Source organism: Streptantibioticus parmotrematis (genome assembly GCF_019890615.1).
Lineage (GTDB): Bacteria > Actinomycetota > Actinomycetes > Streptomycetales > Streptomycetaceae > Streptantibioticus_D > Streptantibioticus_D parmotrematis.
The window spans coordinates 248,944-275,475 of record NZ_JAINVZ010000007.1; the positions used below are offsets into that span (position 1 = coordinate 248,944).

The 26,532-nt window shown below is 71.9% G+C and carries 19 protein-coding genes; 9 read left to right on the top strand and 10 right to left on the bottom strand.

What is annotated here, in order from left to right; genetic code table 11:
* The first annotated feature begins 80 nt into the window (after nt 1-80).
* Nucleotides 81-1,892 (top strand): gamma-glutamyltransferase family protein, encoded by a 1,812-nt coding sequence (locus K7472_RS13685; RefSeq protein ID WP_222977580.1) that lies wholly within the window; start codon nt 81-83, stop codon nt 1,890-1,892.
* Nucleotides 1,893-2,124: 232 nt separating this feature from the next.
* On the top strand, nt 2,125-3,249 hold the full coding sequence (locus tag K7472_RS13690) for a glycerate kinase (protein ID WP_308013904.1): 1,125 nt from the start codon (nt 2,125-2,127) through the stop codon (nt 3,247-3,249).
* Nucleotides 3,250-3,371: 122 nt separating this feature from the next.
* On the opposite strand, the gene pssA is transcribed toward K7472_RS13690, so the two are convergent.
* From pssA to K7472_RS13735, 9 genes are all read right to left on the bottom strand, one after another.
* On the bottom strand, nt 3,372-4,226 hold the full coding sequence (gene pssA / locus K7472_RS13695) for a CDP-diacylglycerol--serine O-phosphatidyltransferase (protein ID WP_222977584.1): 855 nt from the start codon (nt 4,224-4,226) through the stop codon (nt 3,372-3,374).
* Nucleotides 4,213-4,860, bottom strand: coding sequence for a phosphatidylserine decarboxylase (locus tag K7472_RS13700; RefSeq protein ID WP_222977586.1), 648 nt, complete (start codon nt 4,858-4,860; stop codon nt 4,213-4,215). The genes pssA and K7472_RS13700 overlap by 14 nt, the downstream gene beginning before the upstream one ends.
* 180 nt (nt 4,861-5,040) lie before the next feature.
* On the bottom strand, nt 5,041-6,252 hold the full coding sequence (locus K7472_RS13705; RefSeq protein WP_222977588.1) for an acyl-CoA dehydrogenase family protein: 1,212 nt from the start codon (nt 6,250-6,252) through the stop codon (nt 5,041-5,043).
* 4 nt (nt 6,253-6,256) lie between these two features.
* The gene (locus K7472_RS13710) at nt 6,257-6,769 is read right to left on the bottom strand and encodes a MaoC family dehydratase (protein ID WP_222977590.1); all 513 of its coding nucleotides are present in this window, start codon (nt 6,767-6,769) and stop codon (nt 6,257-6,259) included.
* A gap of 2 nt (nt 6,770-6,771) precedes the next feature.
* The gene (locus tag K7472_RS13715) at nt 6,772-8,769 is read right to left on the bottom strand and encodes an ethylmalonyl-CoA mutase (protein WP_222977592.1); all 1,998 of its coding nucleotides are present in this window, start codon (nt 8,767-8,769) and stop codon (nt 6,772-6,774) included.
* A 56-nt stretch (nt 8,770-8,825) separates the two neighbouring features.
* Nucleotides 8,826-10,163 (bottom strand): crotonyl-CoA carboxylase/reductase, encoded by a 1,338-nt coding sequence (gene ccrA / locus K7472_RS13720; protein WP_222977594.1) that lies wholly within the window; start codon nt 10,161-10,163, stop codon nt 8,826-8,828.
* Nucleotides 10,164-10,666: 503 nt separating this feature from the next.
* The gene (locus K7472_RS13725; RefSeq protein ID WP_222977596.1) at nt 10,667-11,476 is read right to left on the bottom strand and encodes a TetR family transcriptional regulator; all 810 of its coding nucleotides are present in this window, start codon (nt 11,474-11,476) and stop codon (nt 10,667-10,669) included.
* Nucleotides 11,477-11,606: 130 nt separating this feature from the next.
* Entirely contained in the window at nt 11,607-13,415 is a 1,809-nt protein-coding gene (locus tag K7472_RS13730) for a 3-hydroxyacyl-CoA dehydrogenase family protein (protein WP_222977598.1), read from the bottom strand.
* A 442-nt stretch (nt 13,416-13,857) separates the two neighbouring features.
* Nucleotides 13,858-14,928 (bottom strand): Rv2578c family radical SAM protein, encoded by a 1,071-nt coding sequence (locus K7472_RS13735; protein ID WP_222977600.1) that lies wholly within the window; start codon nt 14,926-14,928, stop codon nt 13,858-13,860.
* Between the two features lie 267 nt (nt 14,929-15,195).
* Here K7472_RS13735 and K7472_RS13740 point away from each other — a divergent pair, with 267 nt between their 5' ends.
* A complete protein-coding gene (locus K7472_RS13740; RefSeq protein WP_222977602.1) occupies nt 15,196-15,639 on the top strand; it encodes an SRPBCC family protein in 444 nt (147 codons plus the stop codon).
* Nucleotides 15,640-16,262: 623 nt separating this feature from the next.
* Complete coding sequence (locus K7472_RS13745) at nt 16,263-18,776, top strand: MFS transporter (RefSeq protein ID WP_308013898.1); 2,514 nt, start codon at nt 16,263-16,265, stop codon at nt 18,774-18,776.
* 47 nt (nt 18,777-18,823) lie between these two features.
* Here the strand turns inward: K7472_RS13745 and K7472_RS13750 are convergent, their stop codons facing one another.
* Complete coding sequence (locus K7472_RS13750) at nt 18,824-20,470, bottom strand: DUF8823 domain-containing protein (RefSeq protein ID WP_222977604.1); 1,647 nt, start codon at nt 20,468-20,470, stop codon at nt 18,824-18,826.
* A gap of 232 nt (nt 20,471-20,702) precedes the next feature.
* Between K7472_RS13750 and K7472_RS13755 the strand changes: the two genes are divergently transcribed.
* From K7472_RS13755 to K7472_RS13775, 5 genes are all read left to right on the top strand, one after another.
* Complete coding sequence (locus K7472_RS13755; RefSeq protein WP_222977606.1) at nt 20,703-23,198, top strand: ATP-binding SpoIIE family protein phosphatase; 2,496 nt, start codon at nt 20,703-20,705, stop codon at nt 23,196-23,198.
* Between the two features lie 10 nt (nt 23,199-23,208).
* On the top strand, nt 23,209-23,370 hold the full coding sequence (locus K7472_RS13760) for a hypothetical protein (RefSeq protein ID WP_222977608.1): 162 nt from the start codon (nt 23,209-23,211) through the stop codon (nt 23,368-23,370).
* A 74-nt stretch (nt 23,371-23,444) separates the two neighbouring features.
* Nucleotides 23,445-24,161, top strand: a complete 717-nt coding sequence (locus K7472_RS13765; RefSeq protein WP_222977610.1) for a class I SAM-dependent methyltransferase — start codon at nt 23,445-23,447, stop codon at nt 24,159-24,161.
* 134 nt (nt 24,162-24,295) lie between these two features.
* Entirely contained in the window at nt 24,296-25,129 is an 834-nt protein-coding gene (locus K7472_RS13770; protein ID WP_222977612.1) for a M55 family metallopeptidase, read from the top strand.
* Complete coding sequence (locus tag K7472_RS13775; protein ID WP_222977613.1) at nt 25,122-26,486, top strand: M20/M25/M40 family metallo-hydrolase; 1,365 nt, start codon at nt 25,122-25,124, stop codon at nt 26,484-26,486. The genes K7472_RS13770 and K7472_RS13775 overlap by 8 nt, the downstream gene beginning before the upstream one ends.
* Nucleotides 26,487-26,532 lie beyond the last annotated feature (46 nt).

The following is a 26,532-nucleotide window of genomic DNA, read 5'->3' on the forward strand; positions in this document are numbered from 1 at the left end:
CGAGACGCGCCGCCGCGGATCGTTTGCGGCGCGGACGGCCGGGACAGGTCCCTCCTGGCCCGACCGCGAGAGGACTGCCCGTGTTCACCACCCGTCCCACCCTCCAGGGCACGTTCGGCATGGTCTCCTCCACCCACTGGCTGGCCTCCCAGTCCGCCGTGGCCGTGCTGGAGGACGACGGCAACGCCTTCGACGCGGCGGTCGCGGCGGCCTTCACCCTGCACGTCGTCGAGCCGCACCTGAACGGGCCCGCGGGCGAGGTGCCGATCATCCTCGCCCCGGCGGGCGGCCCGGTGCGGGTGCTGTGCGGCCAGGGCCCGGCGCCTGCCGCCGCCACCATCGCGCACTACACCGGCCTCGGCCTCGAACTCGTCCCCGGCACCGGCCCGTTGGCGGCCACCGTGCCTGGCGCGTTCGACGCCTGGCTCCTCCTGCTGCGCGACCACGGCACCAAGTCGCTGGAAGACGTGCTGAAGTACGCCATCGGCTACGCCGACCACGGCCATCCGGCGGTCGAACGGATCGGCGCCACCGTCGAGGCGGTGCGCGAGCTGTTCACCACCGAGTGGACGACGTCGGCCGAGCTGTACCTGCCGGGCGGCCGGGCCCCGGCGCCGGGCGCCCTGCTGCGCAACCCCGCCCTCGCCCGCACCTGGCGCCGCGTCATCGCCGAGTCCGACGCCGCGGGCGGCAGCCGCGAGAACCGCCTCGACGCCGCCCGGGCGGTCTGGCGGGAGGGCTTCGTCGCCGAGGCGCTCGCCGCCTGGGTGGCCCGGCCCGCCATGGACACCTCCGGCGAACGCCACGCGGGCGTCCTGACCGGCGACGACCTGGCCGCCTGGTCCGCGCGGTACGAGGACCCGGTCACGTACGACTGGAACGGCTGGACCGTCGCCAAGGCGGGCCCGTGGAGTCAGGGCCCGGTCTTCCTCCAGCAACTCGCCCTGCTGCCCGAGGAGTTGGGGGCGGGCGAACTGCCCTACGGCAGCGGCGCCTTCGTGCACACCGTGGTCGAGGGTGCCAAGCTCGCGTTCGCCGACCGCGAGGCGTGGTACGGCGACGCGGCCGACGTCCCGCTCGCCGACCTGCTCTCGCCCGCCTACACCGCCCGCCGCCGCGCCCTGGTCGGCGGCACCGCCTCCCTCGAACTGCGGCCCGGCCGACCCGGCGGGCGCACACCCAGGCTGGCCAAGCTCAGGCTCGCGATGCCGGTCGGGCCCGACGCGACCGACACGGCGATGGCGGTGCCGGGGGCGGGCGAGCCGACCGTGGGCCCGGACGGCGCGACCCGCGGCGACACCTGCCACCTCGACGTGGTCGACCGGCACGGCAACATGGTCGCCGCGACCCCCAGCGGCGGCTGGCTCCAGTCCAGCCCCGTCGTACCGGAGCTCGGCTTCCCGCTCGGCACCCGCCTCCAGATGACCTGGCTTGAGCCCGGCCTGCCCAGCTCGCTCACCCCGGGCCGCCGCCCCCGCACCACGCTCACGCCCTCGCTGGCGCTGCGCGACGGGCAGCCGGTGCTGGCGTTCGGCACGCCGGGCGGCGACCAGCAGGACCAGTGGAGCCTGCACTTCTTCCTCGGCGTCGCGCTGCGCGAACGGGTCCGCGGCGGCCTCGACCTCCAGGGCGCGATCGACGCCCCGAACTGGCACACCAGCGCCTTCCCCGGCTCGTTCCACCCGCGCACCACGCTGCCCGGCAGCCTCACCGTCGAGTCCCGCCTCGGCGAGCGGGCCGTCGCCGAGCTGCGGGCCCGCGGCCACCGCGTCACCGTCGCCGGGCCGTGGACCGAGGGCAGGCTCTGCGCGGTCGCCCGCGACCCGGAGACCGGCGTGCTGTCGGCGGGAGCCAACCCGCGGGGTGCGCAGGGGTACGCGGTCGGGCGCTGACCCGGCGCGCCGCCCCCGGACCGCGCCCCCGGCCTCCCCTGACCGGTCTCCGTTCCCGGGCGGTCTCACCATCCGTCCGCCCATGGGCAGCGGGCGCCCCGGGCGGATAGGGTCCGCAGTGCGCGACATGTTCCAGGGGAGTTGCAAGGTGGGAGAGATTCACGAGGAGCAGGGCGAGCACCGGCAGGACACGGAGCACCGGGCGGACGGCGGCCGGGGCGCGCTCCCGCGCGTGCTGATCGCGGCCGACAAGTTCAAGGGCTCGCTCACCGCCGTCGAGGTCGCCGAACACGTCACCACCGGCCTGCGCCGGGCCGTGCCCGCCCTGCCGGTGGAGTCGCTGCCGGTCGCGGACGGCGGTGACGGCACCGTGGACGCCGCGGTCGCCGTGGGCTTCGAGCGCCGGGCGACGACCGTCACCGGACCGCTGGGCGAGCCCGTCACGGCCGCCTGGGCGCTGCGCGGGGACGTCGCCGTCGTCGAGATGGCCGAGGCCTCGGGCCTGCGCCACGTCACCCCGGACAGCCGTTCCGCGCTCGCCTCGTCCACGTACGGCACCGGAGAGCTGCTGCGGGCCGCGCTGGACGCGGGCGCGCGCACCGTCGTGCTGGGTGTCGGCGGCAGCGCCTCCACCGACGGCGGCGCGGGCATGCTGGCCGCGCTGGGAGCCGCCTTCACCGGTGCCGACGGCCGCCCGGTGGGCCCCGGCGGCGCGGCGCTGGCCGGGCTGGAGCGGGCCGACCTGTCCGGTCTCGACCCGAGGGTCGCCGGAACCGCGTTCGTGCTCGCCAGCGACGTCGACAACCCGCTGCGCGGCCCCAAGGGCGCCCCCGCGGTCTACGGCCCGCAGAAGGGCGCCTCGCCGCAGGACGTGGCCACGCTGGACGCCGCGCTCGGGCGGTACGCCGAGGTGCTGGGCGCCGCCCTGGGTTCGCGTGCCGCGGAGGCCGCCGAGGCGCCGGGCGCGGGCGCCGCCGGCGGGATCGGCTACGGAGCCCTGGTCGGGCTGGACGCGGTCTTCCGGCCCGGCGTCGAGGTCCTCTTCGAGCTGCTGGGGTTCGCCGAGGCGCTGGAACGGGCGGACTTCGTGATCACCGGCGAGGGCTCGCTGGACGCCCAGACGCTGCACGGCAAGGCCCCGGCGGGCGTGGCCCAGGCGGCCCGCGCCCGCGGCGTCGACGTGGTGGCCGTCTGCGGGCGCCTCGCGCTGCCCCCGGAGGCGCTGGGCGGCGCGGGCATCCGCCGTGCCTACGCCCTCACCGAGCTGGAGCCGGACCCGGCGCGCTGCATGGCCGAAGCGGGCGCCCTCCTGGAGCGCCAGGCGGAACGGCTCGCCCGCGACTTCCTGGCGCCGTAGAGCCTTCGGCGACCGGTCGCACGCATCGAACGCGAGGTGCCGCCCGTATCGAACGCGAGAGGGCCCCGGGCGGATCGCCCGGGGCCCTCTTCGTATTCGTACGGTGTCCGCGTCGCGGACGGTTACCGGAGCTGCGCGGCGCGTGCCTCGCGGCGGTTGCCGCGGATGGTGTTCACCCGGCGGATCGCGGCGAACAGCGGGATGCCCGCGGCCATCACCACCTGGAGCGCGGCACCGGCCTGGAGCAGGCGCTGCGCGCCGGGGGAGTCGGCGGCCCAGGCGGCCAGGCAGCCCATGCTGATGAAGATCCAGCACAGGGTGGCGATCGCCAGGCGGCCGCGCGGCTTGGGGTACTCGACCCGGCTGACCATCAGCCACGCCACACCCACGATGATCGCCAGCGTCGGCAGGAACGGCAGCTGGAGCAGGACCGCCGAGATGATCGTCAGCGCGCCCATCGGGGAGGGCATGCCCTGGAAGACGCCGTCCCGCACGGTCGTGCAGGAGAACCGGGCGAGCCGCAGCACCACCGCGAGCACCACCACGATCGCGGCCACCGCCGAGACGTGCTGGTGGCCGTCGTTGGCGACCATGCCCCACACGACCACGAAGTACGCCGGGGCGAGCCCGAAGCTGATCAGGTCGGAGAGGTTGTCCAGCTCCGCGCCCATCGCCGAGCTGCGCAGCTTGCGCGCCACCAGCCCGTCGAACAGGTCGAAGACCGAGGCCAGCAGCATCAGCATCACGGCGGTCGCCGCGCTGTGCCGGGTCATGCCGCCGTCGGTCCGGCCCATCAGGTGCGGGACCAGGACGCCGGTGGTGGTGAAGTACACCGCCATGAAACCGCAGGTGGCGTTGCCGAGGGTGAGGGTGTCCGCTATTGACAGCCGGGTGGACAGCGGCATGTCGTCCGCCGCGTCCTCCTCCAGCTCGCTGACCCAGGAGGTGGCTTGGGTGTCGGGATCAATCACGGTCAAGGCGAGTCACCCCTGCCTGTGTGGGCTGGCCGACCTCGACGGCGGCCTCGACGCCTTCCGGCAGGTAGACGTCGACGCGGGAGCCGAAACGGATCAGGCCGATCCGCTCGCCCCGCTCGACCTTGGTGCCGGCCGGCACGTAGGGCACGATGCGGCGGGCGACCGCACCGGCGATCTGGATCATCTCGATGTCGCCCAGCTCGGTGTCGAAGTGCCAGACGACCCGCTCGTTGTTCTCGCTCTCCTTGTTGAACGCCGGAACGTACCCGCCGGGGATGTGCTCGACGGACGTCACGGTGCCCGCCAGGGGCGCTCGGTTGACGTGGACGTTCAGCGGGCTCATGAAGATCGCGACGCGGGTGCGCCCGTCCTTCCACGGCATGATGCTCTGCACCACGCCGTCGGCGGGGGAGATGACCCGGCCGTGAGCGATCTCACGTTCCGGGTCGCGGAAGAACCACAGCATGCCCGCCGCGAGGGCGGTGGTGGGGACGGCCACAGCCGCCCACCGCGTGGACCGACGGGCGCGGGTCAGGCTGACCGCTGCGGCGGCGACGGTCGGGAGGAGCCACGGCGACGCTCCACGCGCGAGGCGGACCCGGCCGCGATGTGCAGAGGATGGGCTGTGGGGCATGGATGACCTTCGTAGCGGAGGGTGCCGCGATGAGACTTGGGGACGGCGGCTTTTCCCGATGGTATCGGTAGCGGCCAGCAACTCGGCAAGCTAGAGGGCGAGTCGATGGCCGCTCGACCGATGACAGGGTGTGACTTTCCTTGCGGATAAATCACCCCAAATACGGACATCCTGCTCGGTCTAGCCCTGAATCCGGTATTCCTCGAGCAGCCGCCGTCCGATGATCATCTTCTGGATCTCAGCGGTTCCTTCACCGATCAGGAGCATCGGCGCCTCCCGGTACAGGCGCTCGATCTCGTACTCCTTGGAGAACCCGTAGCCGCCGTGGATGCGGAAGGCGTCCTCCACGACCTCCTTGCAGTACTCCGAGGCCAGGTACTTGGCCATGCCCGCTTCCAGGTCGTTGCGCTGGCCGGAGTCCTTCTTGCGCGCCGCGTTGATCATCATCTGATGCGCGGCCTCCACCTTGGTGGCCATCTCCGCCAGCTTGAACTGGATCGCCTGGTGCTGGGCGATGGGCTTGCCGAAGGTGTGCCGCTGTTGTGCGTATTCGACGCCCAACTCGAAGGCGCGGCGCGCCACACCGCACCCGCGCGCGGCGACGTTCACGCGCCCCACCTCGACGCCGTCCATCATCTGGTAGAAACCGCGGCCGCTCTGCCCGCCCAGCACGCGATCGGCCGGCACCCGGACGTCCTCCAGCACCAACTCCGTGGTGTCGACGCCCTTGTAGCCCATCTTCTCGATCTTCCCCGGCACGGTCAGGCCCGCCACCTTGGCGTTGGGGCCGAAACCGGGTTCCTTCTCGATGAGGAAGGTGGTCATCGACTTGTGCGGCGCGGCGCCCTCCGGCTGCCCCTCGTCGGTACGGCACAACACCGCGACCAGCGTGGAGGAACCGCCGTTGGTCAGCCACATCTTCTGACCGTTGATCACGTAGTCGTCGCCGTCGCGCACGCCCTTGGTGCGGATCGCCGAGACGTCGGAACCGAGACCCGGCTCGGACATCGAGAAGGCGCCGCGCACGTCACCGGTGGCCATCCGGGGCAGGAAGTAGTCCCTCTGCTCCTGGGTGCCGTGCTGCTTGAGCATGTAGGCCACGATGAAATGCGTGTTGATGATGCCCGACACGCTCATCCAGCCGCGTGCGATCTCCTCCACGCACAGCGCGTAGGTGAGCAGCGACTCGCCGAGACCGCCGTACTCCTCGGGAATCATCAGGCCGAACACGCCGAGTTCCTTCAGGCCCTCGACGATCTGGGCGGGGTATTCGTCGCGGTGTTCCAGTTCGGTGGCGACCGGGATGATCTCCTTGTCCACGAAGTCGCGGACGGTCTTGAGGATCTCCTGCTGGATCTCGGTCAGACCCTCGGTCTGCTGGAGGCGGCTCATCGCTCTACTTCTCCTGGGGCTTCAGCTCGGGGCGGCCGGGCTGTTCGCCGCCGCGCTCCTTGGTGTACGTGGCGGTGGGGACCATGACCTTGCGGCGGAACACGCAGACCAGCGTGCCGTCCTGCTTGTAGCCCTTGGTCTCGACGTAGACGATGCCGCGGTCGTTCTTCGACCGTGACTCCCACTTGTCCAGCACGGTCGTCTCGCCGTAGACCGTGTCGCCGTGGAAAGTCGGCGCGACGTGCCGCAGCGACTCGATCTCCAGGTTGGCGATCGCCTTTCCGGAGACGTCCGGTACCGACATGCCCAGCAGCAGGGAGTAGATGTAGTTGCCCACCACGACGTTCTTGCCGAAATCCGTTGTCTTCTCGGCGTAGTTGGCGTCCATGTGCAGCGGGTGGTGGTTCATGGTGAGAAGGCAGAACAGATGGTCGTCGTATTCCGTGACCGTCTTTCCGGGCCAGTGCTTGTAGACCGCACCGACCTCGAACTCCTCGTACGTGCGCCCGAACTGCATCGTCAGACCTCCAGGTTGTGCGCGAGCCGGATCTCGTCCGCGATCCGCCCGATCATCTCGGTGATGCCGAAGTCCTTCGGCGTGAAGACGGCGGCGACGCCCTGCGCCTTGAGTTCCTCGGCGTCGGCGGTGGGAATGATCCCACCGACGATGACCGGAACGTCGCTCACTCCGGCGCGCCGCAGCCGGCGCAGTACGTCCGGCACGAGTTCACCGTGCGAACCGGACAGGATGGACAATCCGACGCAGTGCACGTCCTCGGCGACGGCCGCGGAGACGATCTGCTCGGGCGTGAGCCGGATGCCCTGGTACACGACCTCGAAACCGGCATCACGGGCGCGAACCGCGATCTGCTCGGCGCCGTTGGAGTGCCCGTCGAGCCCCGGCTTGCCCACCAGCAGCCGCAGTTTGCCGACGCCCAGCGCCTCGGCGGTGGCCGCGACCTTCGCCCGTACCCCGGCGAGCGGCGTGCCCTCCTCGGCGGCGACCGCGACCGGGGCGCTGCTGACTCCGGTGGGGGCGCGGAACTCGCCGAACACGTCCCGCAGCGCGAACGACCACTCGCCGGTGGTGACCCCGGCGCGGGCGCACTCCAAGGTGGCCTCCATCAGGTTGGCGTCGCCGGCCGCGGTGGCCTTCAGCGCCTCCAGAGCCGCCTTGGCCCGCGCGTCGTCCCGCTCGGCCCGCCAGGTCTCCAGCGCCTCGACCACCCGCGCCTCGTTGGCCGGGTCGACCGTCATGATGGCCGTGTCCAGGTCGGCCGTGAGCGGGCTGGGCTCGCTGGTCTCGTACGAGTTGACGCCCACCACCTTCTCCTCGCCCGACTCGATGCGCGCCCGCCGCAGCGCGTGCGAGGAGACCAGCTGCGACTTGAGGTAGCCCGACTCCACGGCCGGGATCGCGCCGCCCATCTCCTGGACCCGCTCGATCTCGGCCGACGCCTCGGCGACGAGCTCGTCGACCTTCGCCTCGATCACGTGGCTGCCGCGGAAGATGTCCTCGTACTCCAGCAGGTCGCTCTCGTGCGCCAGGACCTGCTGGATGCGCAGGCTCCACTGCTGGTCCCACGGCCTGGGCAGGCCCAGCGCCTCGTTCCAGGCGGGGAGCTGGACCGCGCGGGCGCGGGCGTCCTTGCCGAGGGTGACCGCCAGCATCTCCAGCACGATGCGCTGGACGTTGTTCTCCGGCTGCGCCTCGGTCAGGCCCAGGGAGTTGACCTGGACGCCGTAGCGGAAGCGGCGCTGCTTGGCGTCCTCGATCCCGTAGCGCTCCCGGGTGACGCGGTCCCAGATGCGGGTGAACGCCCGCATCTTGCACATCTCCTCGATGAACCGCACGCCCGCGTTGACGAAGAACGAGATGCGCGCGACCACGTCGCCCATCCGCTCCTGCGGCACCTGGCCGGAGTCGCGGACCGCGTCCAGCACCGCGATCGCCGTGGACATCGCGTACGCGATCTCCTGCACCGGCGTGGCCCCGGCCTCCTGGAGGTGGTACGAGCAGATGTTGATCGGGTTCCACTTGGGGATGCGGGCGACCGTGTACGCGATCATGTCCGTCGTCAGCCGCAGCGACGGCCCCGGCGGGAAGACGTGCGTCCCGCGCGAGAGGTACTCCTTGACGATGTCGTTCTGTGTCGTGCCCTGGAGCTTGGCGACGTCCGCCCCCTGCTCCTCGGCGACCACCTCGTACAGCGCCAGCAGCCACATGGCGGTGGCGTTGATGGTCATCGAGGTGTTCATCTGCTCCAGCGGGATGTCCTGGAACAGCCTGCGCATGTCGCCGAGATGGGCGACCGGGACCCCGACCCGGCCGACCTCGCCGCGGGCGAGGACGTGGTCGGGGTCGTAACCGGTCTGCGTCGGCAGGTCGAACGCGACCGACAAGCCGGTCTGGCCCTTGGCGAGATTACGCCGGTACAGCTCGTTGGACGCCTCGGCGGTGGAGTGCCCGGCGTAGGTCCGCATCAGCCACGGACGATCCTTTTGACGCTCAGTCATCGAAACAGCGCTTTCTTCGACGTGTCGTGACGTGTGCCTGCGTGTCGCGCCGGCGCTCAGATGTTCCTGAAGCGGTTGATCGCGTCGATGTGCTGGGCGCGGGTCTCCTCGTCGCGCACGCCCATGCCCTCGCCCGGGGCGAGCGCGAGCACGCCGACCTTGCCCTGGTGCAGGTTGCGGTGGACGTCGTAGGCGGCCTGGCCGGTCTCCTCCAGGCTGTAGGTCTTCGACAGCGTGGGGTGGATCTTGCCCTTGGCGATCAGGCGGTTGGCCTCCCACGCCTCGCGGTAGTTGGCGAAGTGGGAGCCGATGATGCGCTTGAGCGACATCCACAGGTAGCGGTTGTCGTACTCGTGCATGTAGCCCGAGGTCGAGGCGCAGGTGGTGATGGTGCCGCCCTTGCGGGTGACGTAGACACTGGCGCCGAAGGTCTCGCGGCCGGGGTGTTCGAAGACGATGTCGATGTCCTCGCCGCCGGTGAGCTCGCGGATGCGCTTGCCGAAGCGCTTCCACTCCTTGGGGTCCTGGGTGTGCTCGTCCTTCCAGAACCGGTAGTCCTCGGCGGTGCGGTCGATGATCGCCTCGGCGCCCATCGCCCGGCAGATCTCCGCCTTCTGGGGGCTGGAGACCACGCAGATCGGGTTGGCGCCGCCGGCCAGCGCGAACTGCGTGGCGTAGGAGCCCAGGCCGCCCGAGGCGCCCCAGATCAGCACGTTGTCGCCCTGCTTCATGCCGGCGCCGTTGCCCGAGACCAGCTGCCGGTAGGCGGTGGAGTTGACCAGGCCGGGGGCGGCGGCCTCCTCCCAGCTGAGGTGCTTCGGCTTGGGCATCAGCTGGTTGGACTTGACCAGCGCGATCTCGGCGAGGCCGCCGAAGTTGGTCTCGAAGCCCCAGATGCGCTGCTCGGGGTCGAGCATGGTGTCGTTGTGGCCGTCCGCCGACTCCAGCTCCACCGACAGGCAGTGCGCGACGACCTCGTCGCCCGGGTGCCAGGCGTTGACGCCGGGGCCGGTGCGCAGCACGACGCCCGCGAGGTCGGAGCCGATGACGTGGTACGGCAGGTCGTGGCGCTTGGTCAACGGCGACAGCTTCCCGTAGCGCTCCAGGAACGCGAACGTGGAGACCGGCTCGAAGATGGACGTCCAGACCGAGTTGTAGTTGACCGAGGAGGCCATCACGGCCACCAGGGCCTCGCCCGGGCCGAGTTCGGGGACGGGCACGTCGTCCAGGTGCAGCGACTTGCGGGGGTCCTTCTCGCGGGTGGTGAGCCCGTCGAACATCTCCGCCTCGTCCTTGTGGACGGTGACGGCGCGGTAGGACTCCGGCAGCGGCAGGGCCGCGAAGTCGGCGGAAGTGGTGTCGGGCGCGAGGATCGCGTCGAGGATCTCGTTCACTGGGGGCCTCCGGCGAAGCGCCATCGGGGACGCTTGAGGGAACGCTGGGGTCTCGGGTGTGCCGTCGGTTCGGCGGGTACTGCGGTCCGTGGCTGTCGCACGGACGGGGCCGCGGAACGTGGTGACGTACCGCGAACAAGAGCCTGTGACGCAGGCGTCCGGACGCTGGGGGACAGACGGTGTGCGAGGGATCGCCGCACGCCGCCCGTCCGGACTGGGACAACCGTATGGCACGCGGTGCCAGTCGTAAAGACACTGCGTGCCATTAATTTTCGCCGAACGCGGCGGGCACGCAACAGGTGGGGACGGCGGCGTGGGCTCCGTGGCGGGCGCGGGCGAGGGGGCCGACGGGGCGCGCAGGGTGAGGCCGGACGGGGTGCAGGGCGAGGCCGGGCGGCGCGCGGGGTGAGGCCGACGGGGGTGCAGGGCGAGGTCAGGCACTGTTCCAGGGCGGATCAGGCCCTGGAACAGGGCCGCGGGATCAGGCCCTGCTCGGGGCGGGGTCAGGCCCTGCCGAGGGCCTTCTCCACCGCGCGCAGGACCTCCGCCGGAGAGGCGTCCATCCGGGCTACCGCGACGACCACTTCGCCCTCGCTCTCGGGCTCCGCGGCGCCCTCAGCCGCTACCGGCGCGGGCGCCGGGATCGGGCTCCGCGTGGCCGCGCGGCCGATTCCCATCCCGGTGCCGAACGTCTTGCGGATCACGTCGAACGCCCTGTTCAGCTGGGCCTCGACGTCGCCCTTGCCGCCCGCCCGCAACCAGCGCCGCAGCACGTGGTTGTGCGCCGCGACCACCGCCGAGGCCGCGACCTCCGCCAGCAGCGGGTCGTCGTCGCCCGGCTGGTGCGCCGCCTCGTCGAAGTGGCCCAGCAGATAGCGCGTGAACAGCCGGTCGTACCGGGCCACCGACGCGATCTCGTGCTCCCGCAGCGCCGGCACGGAACGGGTCAGCCGGTAGCGCTCGACGGAGACCTCCGGGGACTCCGCGTACATCCGCAGCACCTCGGTGATGCCCCGGCACACGGTGTCCAGCGGGTGTTCGCGCGGCTCCGCGCTGTCCAGCACCGCCTGCACCCGTACCAGCGTGTCGTCGTGGTCGGGGAAGATCGCCTCTTCCTTGGAACGGAAGTGCCGGAAGAACGTCCGGCGGGCCACCCCGGCCGCCGCGGCGATCTCGTCCACCGTGGTCGCCTCGTACCCCTTGGTGGTGAACAGCCGCATCGCTGCGGTGGCGAGATCCTGCCGCACGCGGTGCCGCTGTGCGGTGGTACGGGTGCTGGTGCGCGGCGGGGACATGCTGGGAACGTAACGCATTTCCCGAGATGACGTCGGCGCCGTCCGATTTCCGGTCCGCGCCGCCCGCTTCGCCCCCGACCCGGCGGGCGGTGGTCCTCCCCGGCCGTGTGCCAGCCCGGGGAAGACCCCGTTCCACCCCGAACCGTCGTCAGGCCCTGGCATATTCGCGGAAGCCGCGACCGGTCTTGCGGCCTAGGCAGCCCGCCGAGACCAAGTGCTCCAGCAGCGGCGCCGGAGCCAGCCCCGGGTCGCGGAACTCCCGGTGCAGCACCCGCTCGATCGCCAGCGACACGTCCAGGCCGACCACGTCGAGGAGTTCGAACGGGCCCATCGGATAGCCGCCGCCGAGCTTCATCGCGGCGTCCACGTCGTCCACGCTCGCGTAGTGCTCCTGGACCATCTTCACCGCGTTGTTCAGGTACGGGAACAGCAGCGCGTTCACGATGAACCCGGCACGGTCGCCGCAGTCCACCGGGTGCTTGCGGACGCGGGCGCAGACCTCGTGCACCGTGGCACGCACGTCATCGGCGGTCAGGACGGTGCGGACCACCTCGACCAGCTTCATGGCGGGGGCCGGGTTGAAGAAGTGCATCCCGACGACGTCCTGCGGCCGCGAGGTGGCCGCCGCGATCTCCACCACGGGCAACGACGAGGTGGTGGTCGCCAGCACCGCGCCCGGCCTGCACACCTTGTCGAAGGTCGCGAACAGCTCCTGCTTGACGCGGAGTTCCTCCGCGATCGCCTCCACCGCGAGGTCCACGTCGGCGAACGCGTCCAGCGTGCCGGACGGGGTGATCCTGGCCAGCGTGGCGTCCCGGTCCTCGGGCGAGAGCCTGCCCTTGTCGACCGAGCGCTTCAGCGACTTGGCGATCCGGGCGACGGCCGCCTGCGCCTTCTCCTCACCGCGGGCCGCCAGCACCACGTGGAAGCCGGACTTGGCGAAGACCTCCGCGATCCCGGTCGCCATCGTGCCCGACCCGGCCACCCCGACGCTGCGCACCTCACGCCCGGCGGTCGCGCCCGAGGCGGCGTCCGGCGTGAGGGCGTCGGTCACCACGCTCTGGCCGCCCGGCCCGTCGTAGGTGTAGAAACCACGGCCCGCCTTGCGCCCGGTGAGCCCCGCGGCGGCGAGGTGGCCGAGGATCGGCGCGGGCGCGTGCAGGCGGTCGTGCGAGGCGGCGTACATCGCCTCCAGCACGGTGCGGGCCGTGTCGATGCCGATCAGGTCCAGCAGCGCCAGCGGTCCCATCGGCAGGCCGCAGCCGAGCCGCATCGCCGCGTCGATGTCCTCCCGGGTCGCGTAACGCGCCTCGTACATCGCTGCGGCCTGGTTGAGGTAGCCGAACAGCAGCCCGTCCGCGATGAAGCCGGGACGGTCGCCGACCGGGACCGCCTCCTTGCCCAGCGCGGTCACCAGTGCGGTCACCGCCTGCGTGGCCTCCGGGCCGGTCAGCACCGTGGAGACCACCTCGACCAGCTTCATGGCCTGCGCGGGCGCGAAGAAGTGCAGGCCGAGGACGCGTTCGGGGCGGGAGGTCTCGGCGGCCAGCCGGGTCACCGACAGCGCGTTGGTGCCGGTGGCGAGGATCGCCTCGGGGCGCACGATCGCGTCGAGCGCGGTGAAGACCTCGCGCTTGAGCTCGTAGTTCTCCGGCACGACCTCGATGACCAGGTCCGCGTCGGCGGCGGCCTGAAGATCGGAGAAGACGCGGAAGCGGGCGAGTGCCTCGGCCCGTTCGGCGGGGGTGATGCGCTCGCGCTCGACGGCGCGGGCGGTGGAGCGCTCCAGCGCGGCCACGGCGGCGGTCGCGGCGGGCTCGCTCGGGTCGACGCCGATCACCTCGTGGCCGGCGCGGACCAGGACCTCGGCGATGCCGGATCCCATCGTGCCCAGGCCGACGACGGCGACGACGTGCAACGGGGAGCGCGAGAGGGAGGAAGCGGACGGACGGTCCATCGCGGAACTCCAGGGAGTGTGCCCCGACGAGAAGGGGGCGTGACGACTGAGGGGTTGCCGAACGGGGGCGTCTCAACGCGCCCGTACAGCCAAGGAGTTGAATGACCGGCGATCGCGAGCACGTCGCTGTGCGCGCGAGCCGGTGAAAGTGGCGGGCCCTGTCCCGGGGCCGCGCCAGGCGATGCCGAACCGACGAAATACCGCGTGATGCTGTGGTTCTGTGCTGGGTGGTGCTTGATGGTGCTGGGTCGTGCTTCGGGTGGTGCTGTGCGTGCTGTGGTGGTGCGGGCGCACGGCGGCTGCGTCACCAGGCCGTCGTGCTCGGCGAGTCCGGTCACCGCGGTCGGCGGATCACGGACTCGTTGGCTTGAGAGTAACTCGTGAGTAACTTGATCGCCAGAGAAACGCGCATGTGATTTGGAACGCGTTCAGATGAGCGACATCAGATGAGCGACAGCTGTATGGGCTCGGCCGGAGCGGGAGCCGCGGGCGGTGGCGGCGCGGACGGTGGCGGTGGGCCGTCCTGCGGGATGCCGCGCGATCCGCCGCGCCGGGTCGGGCCCATGCCGAACTCGGCCGCGAACTCGTGCACCTGCCGCGTGATCCGCCGCTGGTACCACTTCGGCGCGTACGAACCGCCCGCGTACATCGCCTCGTAGCGCCGTACCAGCCCCGGGTGGCGCTCGGCGAGCCAGGCGAAGTACCACTCGCGTGCGCCGGGCCGCAGGTGCAGCACGAGCGGTGTCACGGAGGTCGCGCCCGCCTGTGCGACCGCCCGCACCGTCTCGCGCAACCGCTCCGGCGAGTCGGACAGGAACGGCAGCACCGGCGCCATCAGCACCGAGCACGGTATGCCGTGCTCGTTCAGCGTCCGGCACACCTCCAGGCGCTTGTGCGGCGAGGGCGTGCCCGGCTCCACGGTGCGCCACAGCTCCTGGTCGGTGAAGCCGACGGAGACGGCGGTGGAGACCGAGGTGACCGCGGCGGCCTCCTCCAGCAGCGGCAGGTCGCGCAGGATCAGCGACCCCTTGGTGAGGATCGAGAACGGGTTGGCGAAGTCGCGCAGCGCGGAGATGATGCCGGGCATCAACCGGTAGCGGCCTTCGGCGCGTTGGTAGCAGTCCACGTTGGTGCCCATCGCGACGTGTGCGCCCTGCCAGCGCGGCGCGGCGAGTTCGCGTCGCAGCAGCTCCGGCGCGTTGACCTTCACCACGATCTGCGAGTCGAAGTCGTGCCCGGTGTCGAGGTCCAGATAGCTGTGCGTCTTGCGGGCGAAGCAGTAGACGCAGGCGTGGCTGCATCCCCGGTAGGGGTTGACGGTCCACTCGAACGCCATCCGTGAGGTGCCGGGGACCCGGTTGAGTATCGAGCGTGCGCGCACCTCGTGGAAGGTGATGCCGCGGAACCCGGGTGTGTCGAACGTCCGGCTGACCAGGCCGGTCCCGAAGAGCGCCGGAGTGGCCGGGCCTGCGCCCGCCGCCGGGTCGTCGTCGCCGAGGTTGTCCCATCGCATGTCGCTGCCGCCCTCCACCGTGCTGGTCGCGTCCTGTCCGTTTCCCCCTCTTCGGTCCGCGTCCCGTCGGCGGCCCGTCCCTGCTATTAGAACATGCGAACGAATATTGTTCGAGTGATTTTCGATTATGGGTGGGTGGTGGCTTTCGGCCGGGGACCCGATTTTGGGCGGGCGTGGCCGCGGTGGTTGGCTTGCCGTCAACACAGGTGATCCCCGGGGAGTCGAACTCCGGGAGGCGATGCCTGGAAGAGACCGGAGGACGTACAGATGGCGCAGGTCGAGGCCACCACCCAGCGAGTCGTCGCCGCCACCCCCGAGGCGGCGTTCGGCACCCTCGCGGACTACGCGCACGCCCGGCGGGAACTGCTGCCCGAGCAGTTCAGCGAGTACGAGGTGCGGGAGGGCGGCGCCGGCGCGGGCACCGTCGTGCACTGGAAGCTCCAGGCCACGAGCAAGCGGGTGCGCGACTGCCTGTTCGAGGTCAGCGAGCCGCAGCCCGGCCGTCTCGTGGAGAAGGACCGCAACTCCACCATGGTGACCACCTGGACGGTCACCCCGGCGGGCGAGGGCAAGGCCAAGGTCGTCGTCGAGACCACCTGGACCGGCGCGGGCGGCATCGGCGGCTTTTTCGAGAAGACCTTCGCTCCCAAGGGGCTCAACCGCATCCAGGACGCGATCCTCGCCAACCTCGCGGCCCACGTGGAGAAGTAGCCGACGGCGTCCGCCCGCCTGCTGCTCCCCGGCAGCCCTCCGCGGCTGCCCGCCACCCGGTCCGCGCGGCGACCTGCTCCTCGTCGGCCGCTCGCGGCGGGCGCCCCCCCGCTCCCGGCAGCGTGTGCACGCTTTCCACCCGCCACCTGCCTCGGTTGGCGCATTCGTCGCTTCACCGGATCGAGTGGATCTGCGGACGGGTGGGGCGTGCGCCCGGCGCGCGCCCACCCTCCCGAAAGCCCCTGATGGGACGCCAGTTCCCTTGCCAGGCAAGGGAGTTGACGGACGTTCCCGCCTCCCCTCGCGGTGAAACGTCTCGCTTGCTCGCCGATGGTGCGTAATGCGAGAAAAGGGCGCGCGCACGGGCGGACGACTCGCGCGTCGGCGAACGGGCGGACGGCTCGCGCGTGGGTGGACGAGGGGAGCAGCAGGTGGGCGGCACCGCACTGGCCGGACTGGCGGCCGGGGAACCTCCGGCGAACGCAGGGTCGGGCGGCTCCCCTTCGCAGGGCGCCGTTCCGCCTTCGGGTGCCGTGTCCGGCGCCGTTGTCCCTCCGGGTTCCGCAATCGGCGCCGTATCCGGCGCATTCGGCTCGGCCGGGGTCTCCGGGCCCGCGGGCACGGTGACGGTCGAGATCGAGATCCCGGGCCCGTACGACGACCTCGCGGGCGTCGTGGCTCCGACTGGCCGCTCTGCTGAGGACTTTGACGGCGCTGGATCCGTGGGGGCGGGGGCGGTTTCCGGCGCGGGTGCGCCCGGTGACGGAGGCTTCGCGGACGGACGCGACCAGACGCGCCGCGAGGGCCACCCCTCGGCGGACCAGGGTGCCGGGCTCAGCCCGCGCCGGGTGCGCATGGTGTTCGTCGGGCTGCTGCTGGCCATGTTGCTGGCCGCTCTCGACCAGACCGTCGTGGCGACCGCGCTGCCGAAGATCGTGGGCGAACTGCACGGCCTGGACCGGATGTCGTGGGTGGTGACCTCCTATCTCCTGGCCTCGACCGTGGGACTGCCGATCTACGGCAAGCTGGGCGACCTGTTCGGACGCAAGCCCGTCTTCCAGTTCGCGATCGTCACCTTCGTCATCGGCTCCGCCCTCGCGGGCTGGTCGCACACCATGAACGAGCTGATCGTCTTCCGCGGCCTGCAGGGCGTCGGGGGCGGCGGCCTGATGATCGGCGTGCAGGCGATCATCGCGGACATCGTGCCCCCGGAGCGGCGCGGACGCTACCTGGGCGTGATCGGCGCCGCCTTCGGCGTGGCCTCCGTCGCCGGACCGCTCGTCGGCGGCTTCTTCACCGACCACGCCTCCTGGCGCTGGTGCTTCTACGTCAACGTGCCGTTCGGCGCGGTCACCCTCCTGGTGATCGCCGCGGTGCTGAGGCTGCCCGCGCCCGCCGTCCGGGCCCGCTTCGACGTGCTGGGCGCACTGCTGCTGACCTCGGCCTCCACCTGCCTGGTCCTGCTGACCAGTTGGGGCGGGACACGCTACGCCTGGCGCTCGCACGTGATCGTCGGCCTGGGCGTCGGCGCTCTGGTGTCGGCCCTGCTCTTCCTGCTGGTCGAGCGCTTCGCCGTGCAACCGGTCATCCCGCTGCGCCTGTTCCGTGACGGCGTCTTCAACGTCTCCAACGTCATCGGCGTGGTGACCGGCGTCGCCCTCTTCGGCGCGGCGGGCTACCTTCCCACTTTCCTGCAGATGGCCGACGGCGTCTCGGCCACCGAATCCGGCCTGCTGATGCTGCCGATGACCGGTGGAGTGGTGGTCGCCTCCGTCGTCTCCGGCAGGCTCATCGGGCGGACCGGCCACCAGAAGGTCTACCCGGTCCTCGGCTGCGCGCTGGCCGCCGTCGGCCTGTGGCTGCTGTCGGGCCTGACCGCGCACACCGGCCGCCCGGTCTACAGCGTCTGGATGGCCGTCCTGGGTCTGGGCGTCGGCCTCACCCTGCCCGTTCTCCTGCTCGCCGTGCAGAACTCCGCCGCCCCCGACGACCTGGGCGCCGCGACCTCCGCCAACAACTACTTCCGCCAGATCGGCGGTTCGGTCGGCGCGGCCGTCTTCGGCACGTTGTTCGCCCGCCGCCTGACCGAACGGCTGGCCGCCGGGCTCCCGCACTCGGTGCGGCTGCCCAGCCCCGACTCCATCACCCCGCAGCTGGTACGCGCCCTGCCCGCGCCGCTGCGCGACGCCTACGTACGGGCGTACGCGCAGGCGATGCCGCACATCTTCCTCTACTTCGTGCCGCCTCTCGCCCTCGGCTTCCTGACCGCCTTCCTGCTCAAGGAGAAACCCCTGGTGACGACCTACGACGGCACCCCCACGGACGCTTCCGCCGACGCCTACGTGCCTCCGCAGACCCGCCCGGGCGGCGGGTCGGGCGTCGGCGTACCGGTGTGCGGCACCGTCCAGCACGCGGACGGCACCCGCGTGGCCCGGGCCGCCCTCACCCTCATCGATGCCTCCGGACGCCAGATCGGCCGCGGCGCGACCGGTGACGACGGGCGCTACGCGCTGTCCACGCCGGGCAGCGGCAGCTACGTCCTGATCGCGGCGGCCGGGGGCCACCAGCCGCAGGCGGTGAGCCTCACCGTCGGCGAACGGCCCGTCGACCTGGACGTGGTGCTCGGCGGCGCTGGACGGCTGGCCGGGGCCGTGCTGACCGCCGACGGCACGCCCGTGCACGACGCCGTGGTCACCCTGACCGACGTGCGCGGCGAGGTCGTCGCCGGTGCCCGCAGCGATCGCGACGGCGCCTACGTGCTGACCGATCTCGTCGCGGGCGAGTACACGCTGGCCGCGAGCGCCCCCGCGTACCGGCCGGCCGCGCTTCCGGTGTCGGTGCAGGCGGCGCGCGAGACCCGGCAGGACGTCGAACTCGCGGGCGGCGCCGTCCTGCGCGGCACGGTGCGCGCGCCCGGCGGCCGTCCGGTCGAGGACGCCCGCGTGACCCTGCTGGACGCCGCCGGCAACGTCGTCGACTCCGTCACCACCGGCACGGACGGCGTGTTCCGCTTCGTGGATCTGGCCGCCGGGTCGTACACGGTGATCGCGGCGGGCTACCCGCCGGTCGCCACCGTCCTCCAAGTGGCGGGCGGCGGCCGCACGGAACGCGACCTGCGGCTCGGCCACGAGGACTGACCCGCACGCCCCCGGCCCCGGCGGGGCGGCGGCCGCCGTCCGCCCCGCTAGGACCCGGACCGCGTCGGGCAGGGAGTGCCCCGGGGCAGCTGGTAGCGGGCGCCGATCCGGAACAGGCCCGGTCCTGAGGCGTGCAACATCGTCCAGTCGCCGTCCTGTTCCAGGCACCCGTGCCCACCACCGAGCACCCCGAGCCACGGCGACCAAGTGATCCGCACCAGCACGGAACCGGCCGCGGGCACTCGCAACGACAACTCGCTCTCCCCGGCCTGCACCACCGTGGACGGCGCGGCGGCCAGCGGCACCGGATCGGTCACCCGGTACACCCGCCAGTGCGGGTCCTTCCACACCTGCCGCAGCCACGGCTGACCCTCGGAGACCAACCGCGCCTCGACGACGGCGGCGTTGTCCGGCGTCGCGTTCGGCAGCACCACGTAGTTGACCGCCCAGCGCCGCAACCAGTCGTGATACGACGCGGCGGTCAGCGTCCCGTTGTAGAACAGCGGATTGCGCTCCACGTCGACCTGACGGTTCCAGCCGCGTGCCAGGTCCACGTACGGCGACAGGCCCGCCGACTCGAAGTGGGTCTGCGCCGACACCACCTCCACGCGGCCCTGGTCCGCGTCCAGCCGCCGCAACTCGCTCTCCAGGGGCCGTGCGTACGACGCCCACCCGGCGGCCGGGGCGGTCGCCACCAGATCCTGCACGGGCTTGAAGATCTGCCACACCGCGGCCACCGCGAAGGCCAGGTAGAGCGCGAGCACCTTGCGCGGCTCCAGATGACGGCGCCCCGCGGCCGCCGCCAGCAACAGCGCCCCGGCGAACAGCAGCGCCAGCCGCACCACGTTGCTCCCGATCGGCGACGGCACCGCGAGCGTCAACGCCACCCCGAGGCTGTACACCCCCGCCGCGATCCGCACCGGACGCCACGACTCGGGCGCCCACAGCGCCAGCGGCAACGACACGCCGATCGGCAGCAGCGCCCCCGCCAGTGAGAACGGCTGGACCCCGTAGAACGGGAAGAAGATCGTGGTGGCCGCCACCACCAGCACCGGACCCGCGGCCATCGCGTAGGCGTCCTTGCGCCTGCCGGTGAAGAACAGCGCCGCCGCGACCACTTCGACGAACAGCCCCGCCACCGGACTCGACATGGTCGCCAGCGCCCCCAGCACGGCCGCCGCCGCGCCGCGCCACGCCCTGCTGCCCCACGACTCGTAGGCGACCCAGACCGCCGCCAGCCCGAAGAACACGCCGACGGCGAACGTCACCCGGCCCGACGCGCTGTCGCACCACAGGGCGAACGCCCCCCACAGCGCCGGGACCATCGGGCGCCGGACCCTGGTGTGCACCAGCATGCGGGCGAAGATCGCGGCGGAGGCGGTCCCCACGATCACCGCGGTCGTGCGCACCCCGAGCGCCGCCATCAGATACGGGGTGAGCACGCTGTAGGACACCGGATGCATGCCGCCGTACCACGACAGGTTGTACGCGGAACCGGGATTGCGGTCCGCGAACTCCGTCCACGCGTACTGCGCCGCCAGGTCGCCGCCCTCGGTGGCCAGGAAGACCGCCCACACCACGTGCAGCACCGCCGCCAGCAGTACGGACGCCACGACCGGGTCGCGCAGCCAGGCCGCCACCGCCTGCCGGCGCGGCGAGAATGCGGCGCGAGACGCCGGTTCGAGCGTGGTCATGGTGATTGCTCCCGGTCTTCCCCAGTTCTCGTACCGAGTACGGGACGCTAACACGCTGATCGTCCCCGGCCCGGCAACAGGTGCCGTGCGCGGGCGTACGCCGATTCGCGCTTTGTGCTCCGCCGATCGGCCGGCCACCTCTACCGTGGTAGTCGGCGCCACGGGTCTCGCGGCCGGGGCGAGGCGCCGACAGCGGCCGCGACCCCGACAAGGGGAAGGAGTCCCCGCGACCATGGAGCGCCGATCGTCGCCCGAGCAGCCCGCCCAGCCGGCCGGGCGCGTTCCGCTCGCCGTGGTCGTCGTCGACGGCGACGGGCTGGTCTCCCACTGGAGCAGCGGCGCACGCAGGCTGTTCGGCGTCCCCAGGGAAGAGGCCGTCGGCAGTGCCGCGGCCGACCTCCTGCCGGTCTCCGGCGCCCTGGCCGCCCGCGAGGACGTCGCGGCCCACCCGTGCGCCGACGACCTCGACGCCTCGCTGAGCCGCGGGCCGTCCTACCCCACGGCCGGTCGCGCCCATCTGTCCGACGCGCGCAACGGGCCGCTCGACGTGCTGTGGTGGGCCTACCCGCTCATCGGCCCCGGTGCCGAACGACTGGTGGTGCTCCTCGCCGACGCCTCGCGGGTCGTCGCGGCGCCAGGCGAGGACGGCACGTTCGAACGGGTCGCGCCCGGTTTCGCGCTGCACACCGACTTCCCCGGTGCCGAGCGGCTCTCGGAGCGCCTTCCCGACATCCTGCCCAACATGGGCCCGGCGGCGGGGAACCGGATCGTCTCCCAGATCCTCGAACTGGGCTACCCCGTCCTGGAGATCAGCAGGCACGACCGGGTGCCGGTGAAGCCGGACTGGGGCGTGCCCCGGTACCTCACCCGGCGGGCGCAACGGATCGACACCGACGGGCGGGCTGTCGGGATCGACACCGACGAGCGGGTTGTCAGGAGCGACACCGACGAGCGGGCCGGCCGCGCGGCGGGCGTGCCGTCCGGCCCGGCCGCCGCGCCGGACGGCCCCGATTTGGAGCACGCGGCCGTTCGCGAACGGCTTGAGTTCCTCAACGAGGTGTCCGGGCGCATCGGCAGTTCCCTCGATCTGGCGCTCACCATCCGCGAGGTGACCAGCGCCGCCGTCCCCCGCTTCGCCGACTTCGCCGGCACCCACTTGCGCGCCCAGGTGCCGGCGGGCGAGGGCTTTCCCGAGGGACCGCCGGACGTGACCACCGTGTGGCACCGGGTGTGGGTCGAGCACAACGACGAGCCGGGCCGCTGGGACGACACCGTGCCGACCGGTGAGGCCATCGCCTTCCCCGAGGACACCCCGTTCTTCCGGTGCATGGTCACCGGCGAGCCGGTGCTGATCCCCACGATCGACGACGCCCTGGGCGACCGGATCGCGACGCAGTTCGAGAAGCGGGACCTGCGCCCGCTCATCAACGGCCGTTCGCTGCTCGTCGTCCCACTGAAGGCCCGCAACGTGGTGCTCGGCTTCATGGTGTTGCTGCGGCGGGCGGACCGCGAACCGTTCGACGACATGGACCGCGCCACCGGCGCCGAACTGGCCGCCCGCGCGGGCCTGGTGCTCGACAACGCGCGCATGTACAACCACCAGGAGACGGTGGCCGAGACGCTCCAGGACCGGATGCTGCCGCGGATCGAGCGCCGGATGCCGGGCTGCGAGGTAGCCACCCGCTACCTGCCGGGCGAACGGCTGGGCAAGGTCGGTGGCGACTGGTTCGACGCGATCAGGCTCCCTGGTGCCAGGACGGCGCTGGTCGTGGGCGACGTGATGGGCCACGGCCTCAACTCGGCCGCGATGATGGGCCAGTTGCGCACCGCGGTGCAGACCATGGCGGGTCTCGACCTGCCGCCCGCCCAACTGCTGCGCGGCCTGGACGATCTGGCGCGCCGCCTCGGCGACCACTACCTCGCCACCTGCCTGTACGCGGTCTACGACCCGGTGGAGTCGGAACTGCTGGTCGCCAACGCGGGCCACGTCCCGCCGGTGCTGGTGTACGCGAAGGACGGACGCAGCGAACTGCTGGACCTTCCGACGGGCGCCCCGGTGGGTGTGGGCGGCGTGCCCTTCCAGACGGTCCGCGTCCCGGTGTCGCCCGGGGACCGGCTGTTGCTGTGCACGGACGGGCTGGTGGAGGTACGCGGCCAGGACATCGGGGCGGGCCTTGCGGCGCTGTGCGAGAGCGCGGCGCATCCGGCCGCCTCGATGGACGACGCCTGCGACGCCGTCGTGCGCGCCCTCAATCCACCCGGTGGCCGCAAGGACGACGTGGCCCTGTTGATGGCCCGGCTGGGCGGGATCCCGAGGTCCGACACCGCCACCTGGTACCTGGACCGGCGGCCGCAGGAGACGGCTCGGGCGCGGGCCCTGGTCCGGGGCGTCCTGGACCGCTGGGGACTGCCGGAGGCCGCTGACACGGCCGCGCTGCTGGTCGGCGAGGTGGTGACCAACGCGGTGCGGCACGCGACCGCGGGTCGGATCGAACTGCGACTGGTGCGGGCGGACGCCCTGTTGTGCGAGGTGTCCGACGGCGACCAGGCCGCGCCCGTCCTGCTGGAGACCGGGCCGGACGACGAGGGCGGGCGCGGCCTGCTGATCGTGGACCGACTGGCGCTGAGATGGGGTGTCGGCCGCCGGGACCAGGGCAAGACGGTGTGGTTCGAGCAGGCACTGCCGTCTCGCTCCCGTCACCGGTCGGCCGAGCGTTCCGCCGGGTAGCCGCGAGGCCGTGGGCGGCATGGAAGGCGTGAATGCCGTGGTTGCCATGGAAGACCTGGACACCGTAGATGTCGTGGTCGGCGTGGAAGACCTGGACGCCACGCCTGTTCGGTCGGCACGACCCGGATGCGCACACGGCGCCGACGCTCTCGAACAAGCCGTGAATGATTGAACGCGGTACTTGTCGCGGGCAACTGCCGCCGGTAGCAATGATCTTGACGAGGCGTCGATTCCCGGGGAGTTCGCATGGCTGTGTCGGACCGTTACAAGGAGGCCTGGGAGAGCTACTGGAGGGAGACCCCCGAAGAGCCGGGTGCCGCGGTCTGGGACTGCGACGCGTCGCTGAGCGTCAAGCCCCACCTGGCACTCTTCGAGCCGTTCGTCGACGGCTCGAAGCCCGTGGTGGACCTCGGGTGCGGAAGCGGCACCACGACGCGCTTCCTGGCGGAGCGGTTCGCGCGCGTGGTGGGGGTGGACATCTCCCACGCCGCCGTCGAACATGCCCGGCGGGCCGACGCGTCGGGCACGGCGGAGTTCCGGCAGCTGAACGCCGCCGAGCCCGGGGAGGTCGGCGCCCTGCACGGAGAGTTGGGGGACGCCGACGTCTACCTGCGCGCGGTGATCCACCAGAGCGAACCTGCGGCGCGTCCCGCGATCGCCGAAGCGGTAGCGGCGCTGGCCGGGCGGGGCGGCCGGGCCTTCGTCGTGGAGCCGCTCGCGGTCGCCAAATCGGTGATCGCGGACACGGCCCGGGGTGCGGGTGGGCCCCCGCCGAAGATCGCCAGGGTCTTCGCGCACGGGCTCACGCCCGCGGAGACGGAGGACGAGGCCGTGCCCGAACTGCTGCGGGCGACCGGCCTTTCGGTCCTCGCGAGCGGGCGGATCGACCTGGTGATGACGGAGTACCGCGCGGACGGGTCGAGGATCGACCTGCCGGCCCAGTGGCTTGTGGTTGGTCGCTGAGAGTGAGTTCATGAAGCCGAGTCTGTGAGCGAGCCGTCGATCGCGCCAGGCCTGTGGATAACTCTAGAGGTCTAGACCTCTAGAGTTATCCACAGGCCTGGCGCCCGTTCAGGCCGCCGCGTACCGTCCGAGCCATGAAGATTCTGATCTCCGCGGACATGGAGGGCGCCACCGGCGTCACCTGGCCCGCTGACGTGGTGCCCGGCACCGAGCAGTGGCAGCGGTGCAGGCGAATGTTCACCTCCGACGTGAACGCGGCCGTCGCCGGGTTCATCGACGGGGGCGCGGACGAGGTTCTCGTCAACGAGGCCCACTCGACGATGCGCAACCTCCTCCTCGAAGAGCTGGACGAGCGGGCCGTGATGCTCACGGGGCGTCACAAAGCCCTGTCGATGGTCGAGGGCGTCCAGCACGGGGACGTCGACGGCGTCGCCTTCCTCGGCTACCACACCGGCGCGGGCACCGAAGGCGTCCTCGCCCACACCTACCTTGCGAACTCCATCACCGGAGTCTGGGTCAACGGTGAGCCCGCCAGCGAGGGCAGACTCAACTCCCTGGTCGTCGCCGAGTACGGAGTCCCCGTCGTCCTGGTCACCGGCGACGACCGGACCGGACTCGACGCCAGGACCTACGCGCCGCAGGCACCGGCGGTCGCCGTCAAGGACTACGTCTCCCGTTACGCGGCGGTGTGCCGTCCGCCGGCCCGCACGGCGGCGGAGATCAGGGAAGCGGCGCAGCGCGGCGCCAAGCTCGCCATACGGCACGAGCCGGTCCAGGCCGGGCCGTTCACCGTCGAGGTGGAGTTCGACGCGTCCCACCTGGTCTGCGCGGCGACCGTCGTGCCCCTGGTGGAGCAGTGTGGCGAGCGGCGGGTCCGCTACACCACCGACACCATGTACGAAGGCATCCGCGCCTTCAAGGCCGTGACCACGCTGGTCTCTTCACACGTGGAGGAACACTATGGCTGAGTCGACACTGGACCGGCCCGCGGCGCCGCCGCCCGGGCAGCAGGCCCTGGACGAAGTGGTCCGATTCACCTCCGACCTCATCCGCATCGACACCACCAACCGGGGCGGCGGCGACTGCGTGGAGCGGCCCGCCGCCGAGTACGTCGCCGAACGCCTCGCCGACGCCGGGATCGAACCGCGTGTCCTGGAGTCCGCCCCCGGCCGGGCCAACGTGGTGGCCCGTATCGAGGGCACCGAACCGTCGGCGGGAGCCCTGCTGGTCCACGGGCACCTCGACGTGGTGCCCGCCGAGCCCGACGACTGGAGCGTGCACCCCTTCTCCGGCGAGGTCCGCGACGACGTGGTCTGGGGGCGCGGCGCCATCGACATGAAGGACATGGACGCGATGGTGCTTGCCACCGTGCGCGCCTGGGCCAGGGAAGGCCGTCGGCCGCGCCGGGAGATCGTGCTGGCGTTCACCGCGGACGAGGAGGACAGCGCCGCTTACGGCTCCGGGTTCCTCGCCGACCGGCACGCCGACCTCTTCGACGGCTGCGTCGAAGGCATCAGCGAGTCGGGCGCGTTCACCTTCCACACCGCCACCGGCCTGCGGCTCTACCCCGTGGCCGCGGGGGAGCGCGGCACCGCGTGGCTGAAGCTGACGGCCAAGGGCCGGGCCGGGCACGGCTCGAAGGTCAACCGGGAGAACGCCGTCAGCGCCCTGGCCTCCGCCGTCTCGCGGATCGGCGAACACCACTGGCCGATCCGGCTCAGCACGACCGTGCGGGCCGCGCTCGCCGAACTGGCCGCACTGCACCACCTCGACGCCGACCTGGACGCGGCCACGCCCGCCGCTCTGGAACGCGCCGTCGAAACGCTGCTGGAAGAACTCGGCCCGAGCGCCGCGCTGGTCGAGGCCACCGTCCGCAACAGCTCCAACCCCACAATGTTCTCCGCCGGTTACAAACTCAATGTGATCCCGGGCGAGGCGACCGCCTACGTGGACGGACGCATGGTGCCCGGCGGCGAGGAGGAGTTCACCGAGACGCTCGACCGCCACACCGGCCCCCGGGTGGACTGGGAGTTCCACCACCGCGAGCGGCCGCTGGAGGCGCCGGTCGACTCACCGACGTACGCCGCCATGCGTGAGGCGCTGGAGCACTTCGACCCCGGTGCCCACGTGGTGCCGTACTGCATGTCCGGAGGCACCGACGCCAAGCAGTTCGGGCGCCTGGGCATCACCGGATACGGATTCTCGCCGCTGAAGCTGCCACCGGGATTCGACTACCAGGCGCTCTTCCACGGAGTCGACGAACGTGTTCCGGTGGAGGCGCTGCACTTCGGAGTCCGGGTCCTCGACCGCTTCATGAGCCGGTAGCCCGGCCGCACCACCGGCGCCCCGCCGCACGACCGCCGCCCCGCCG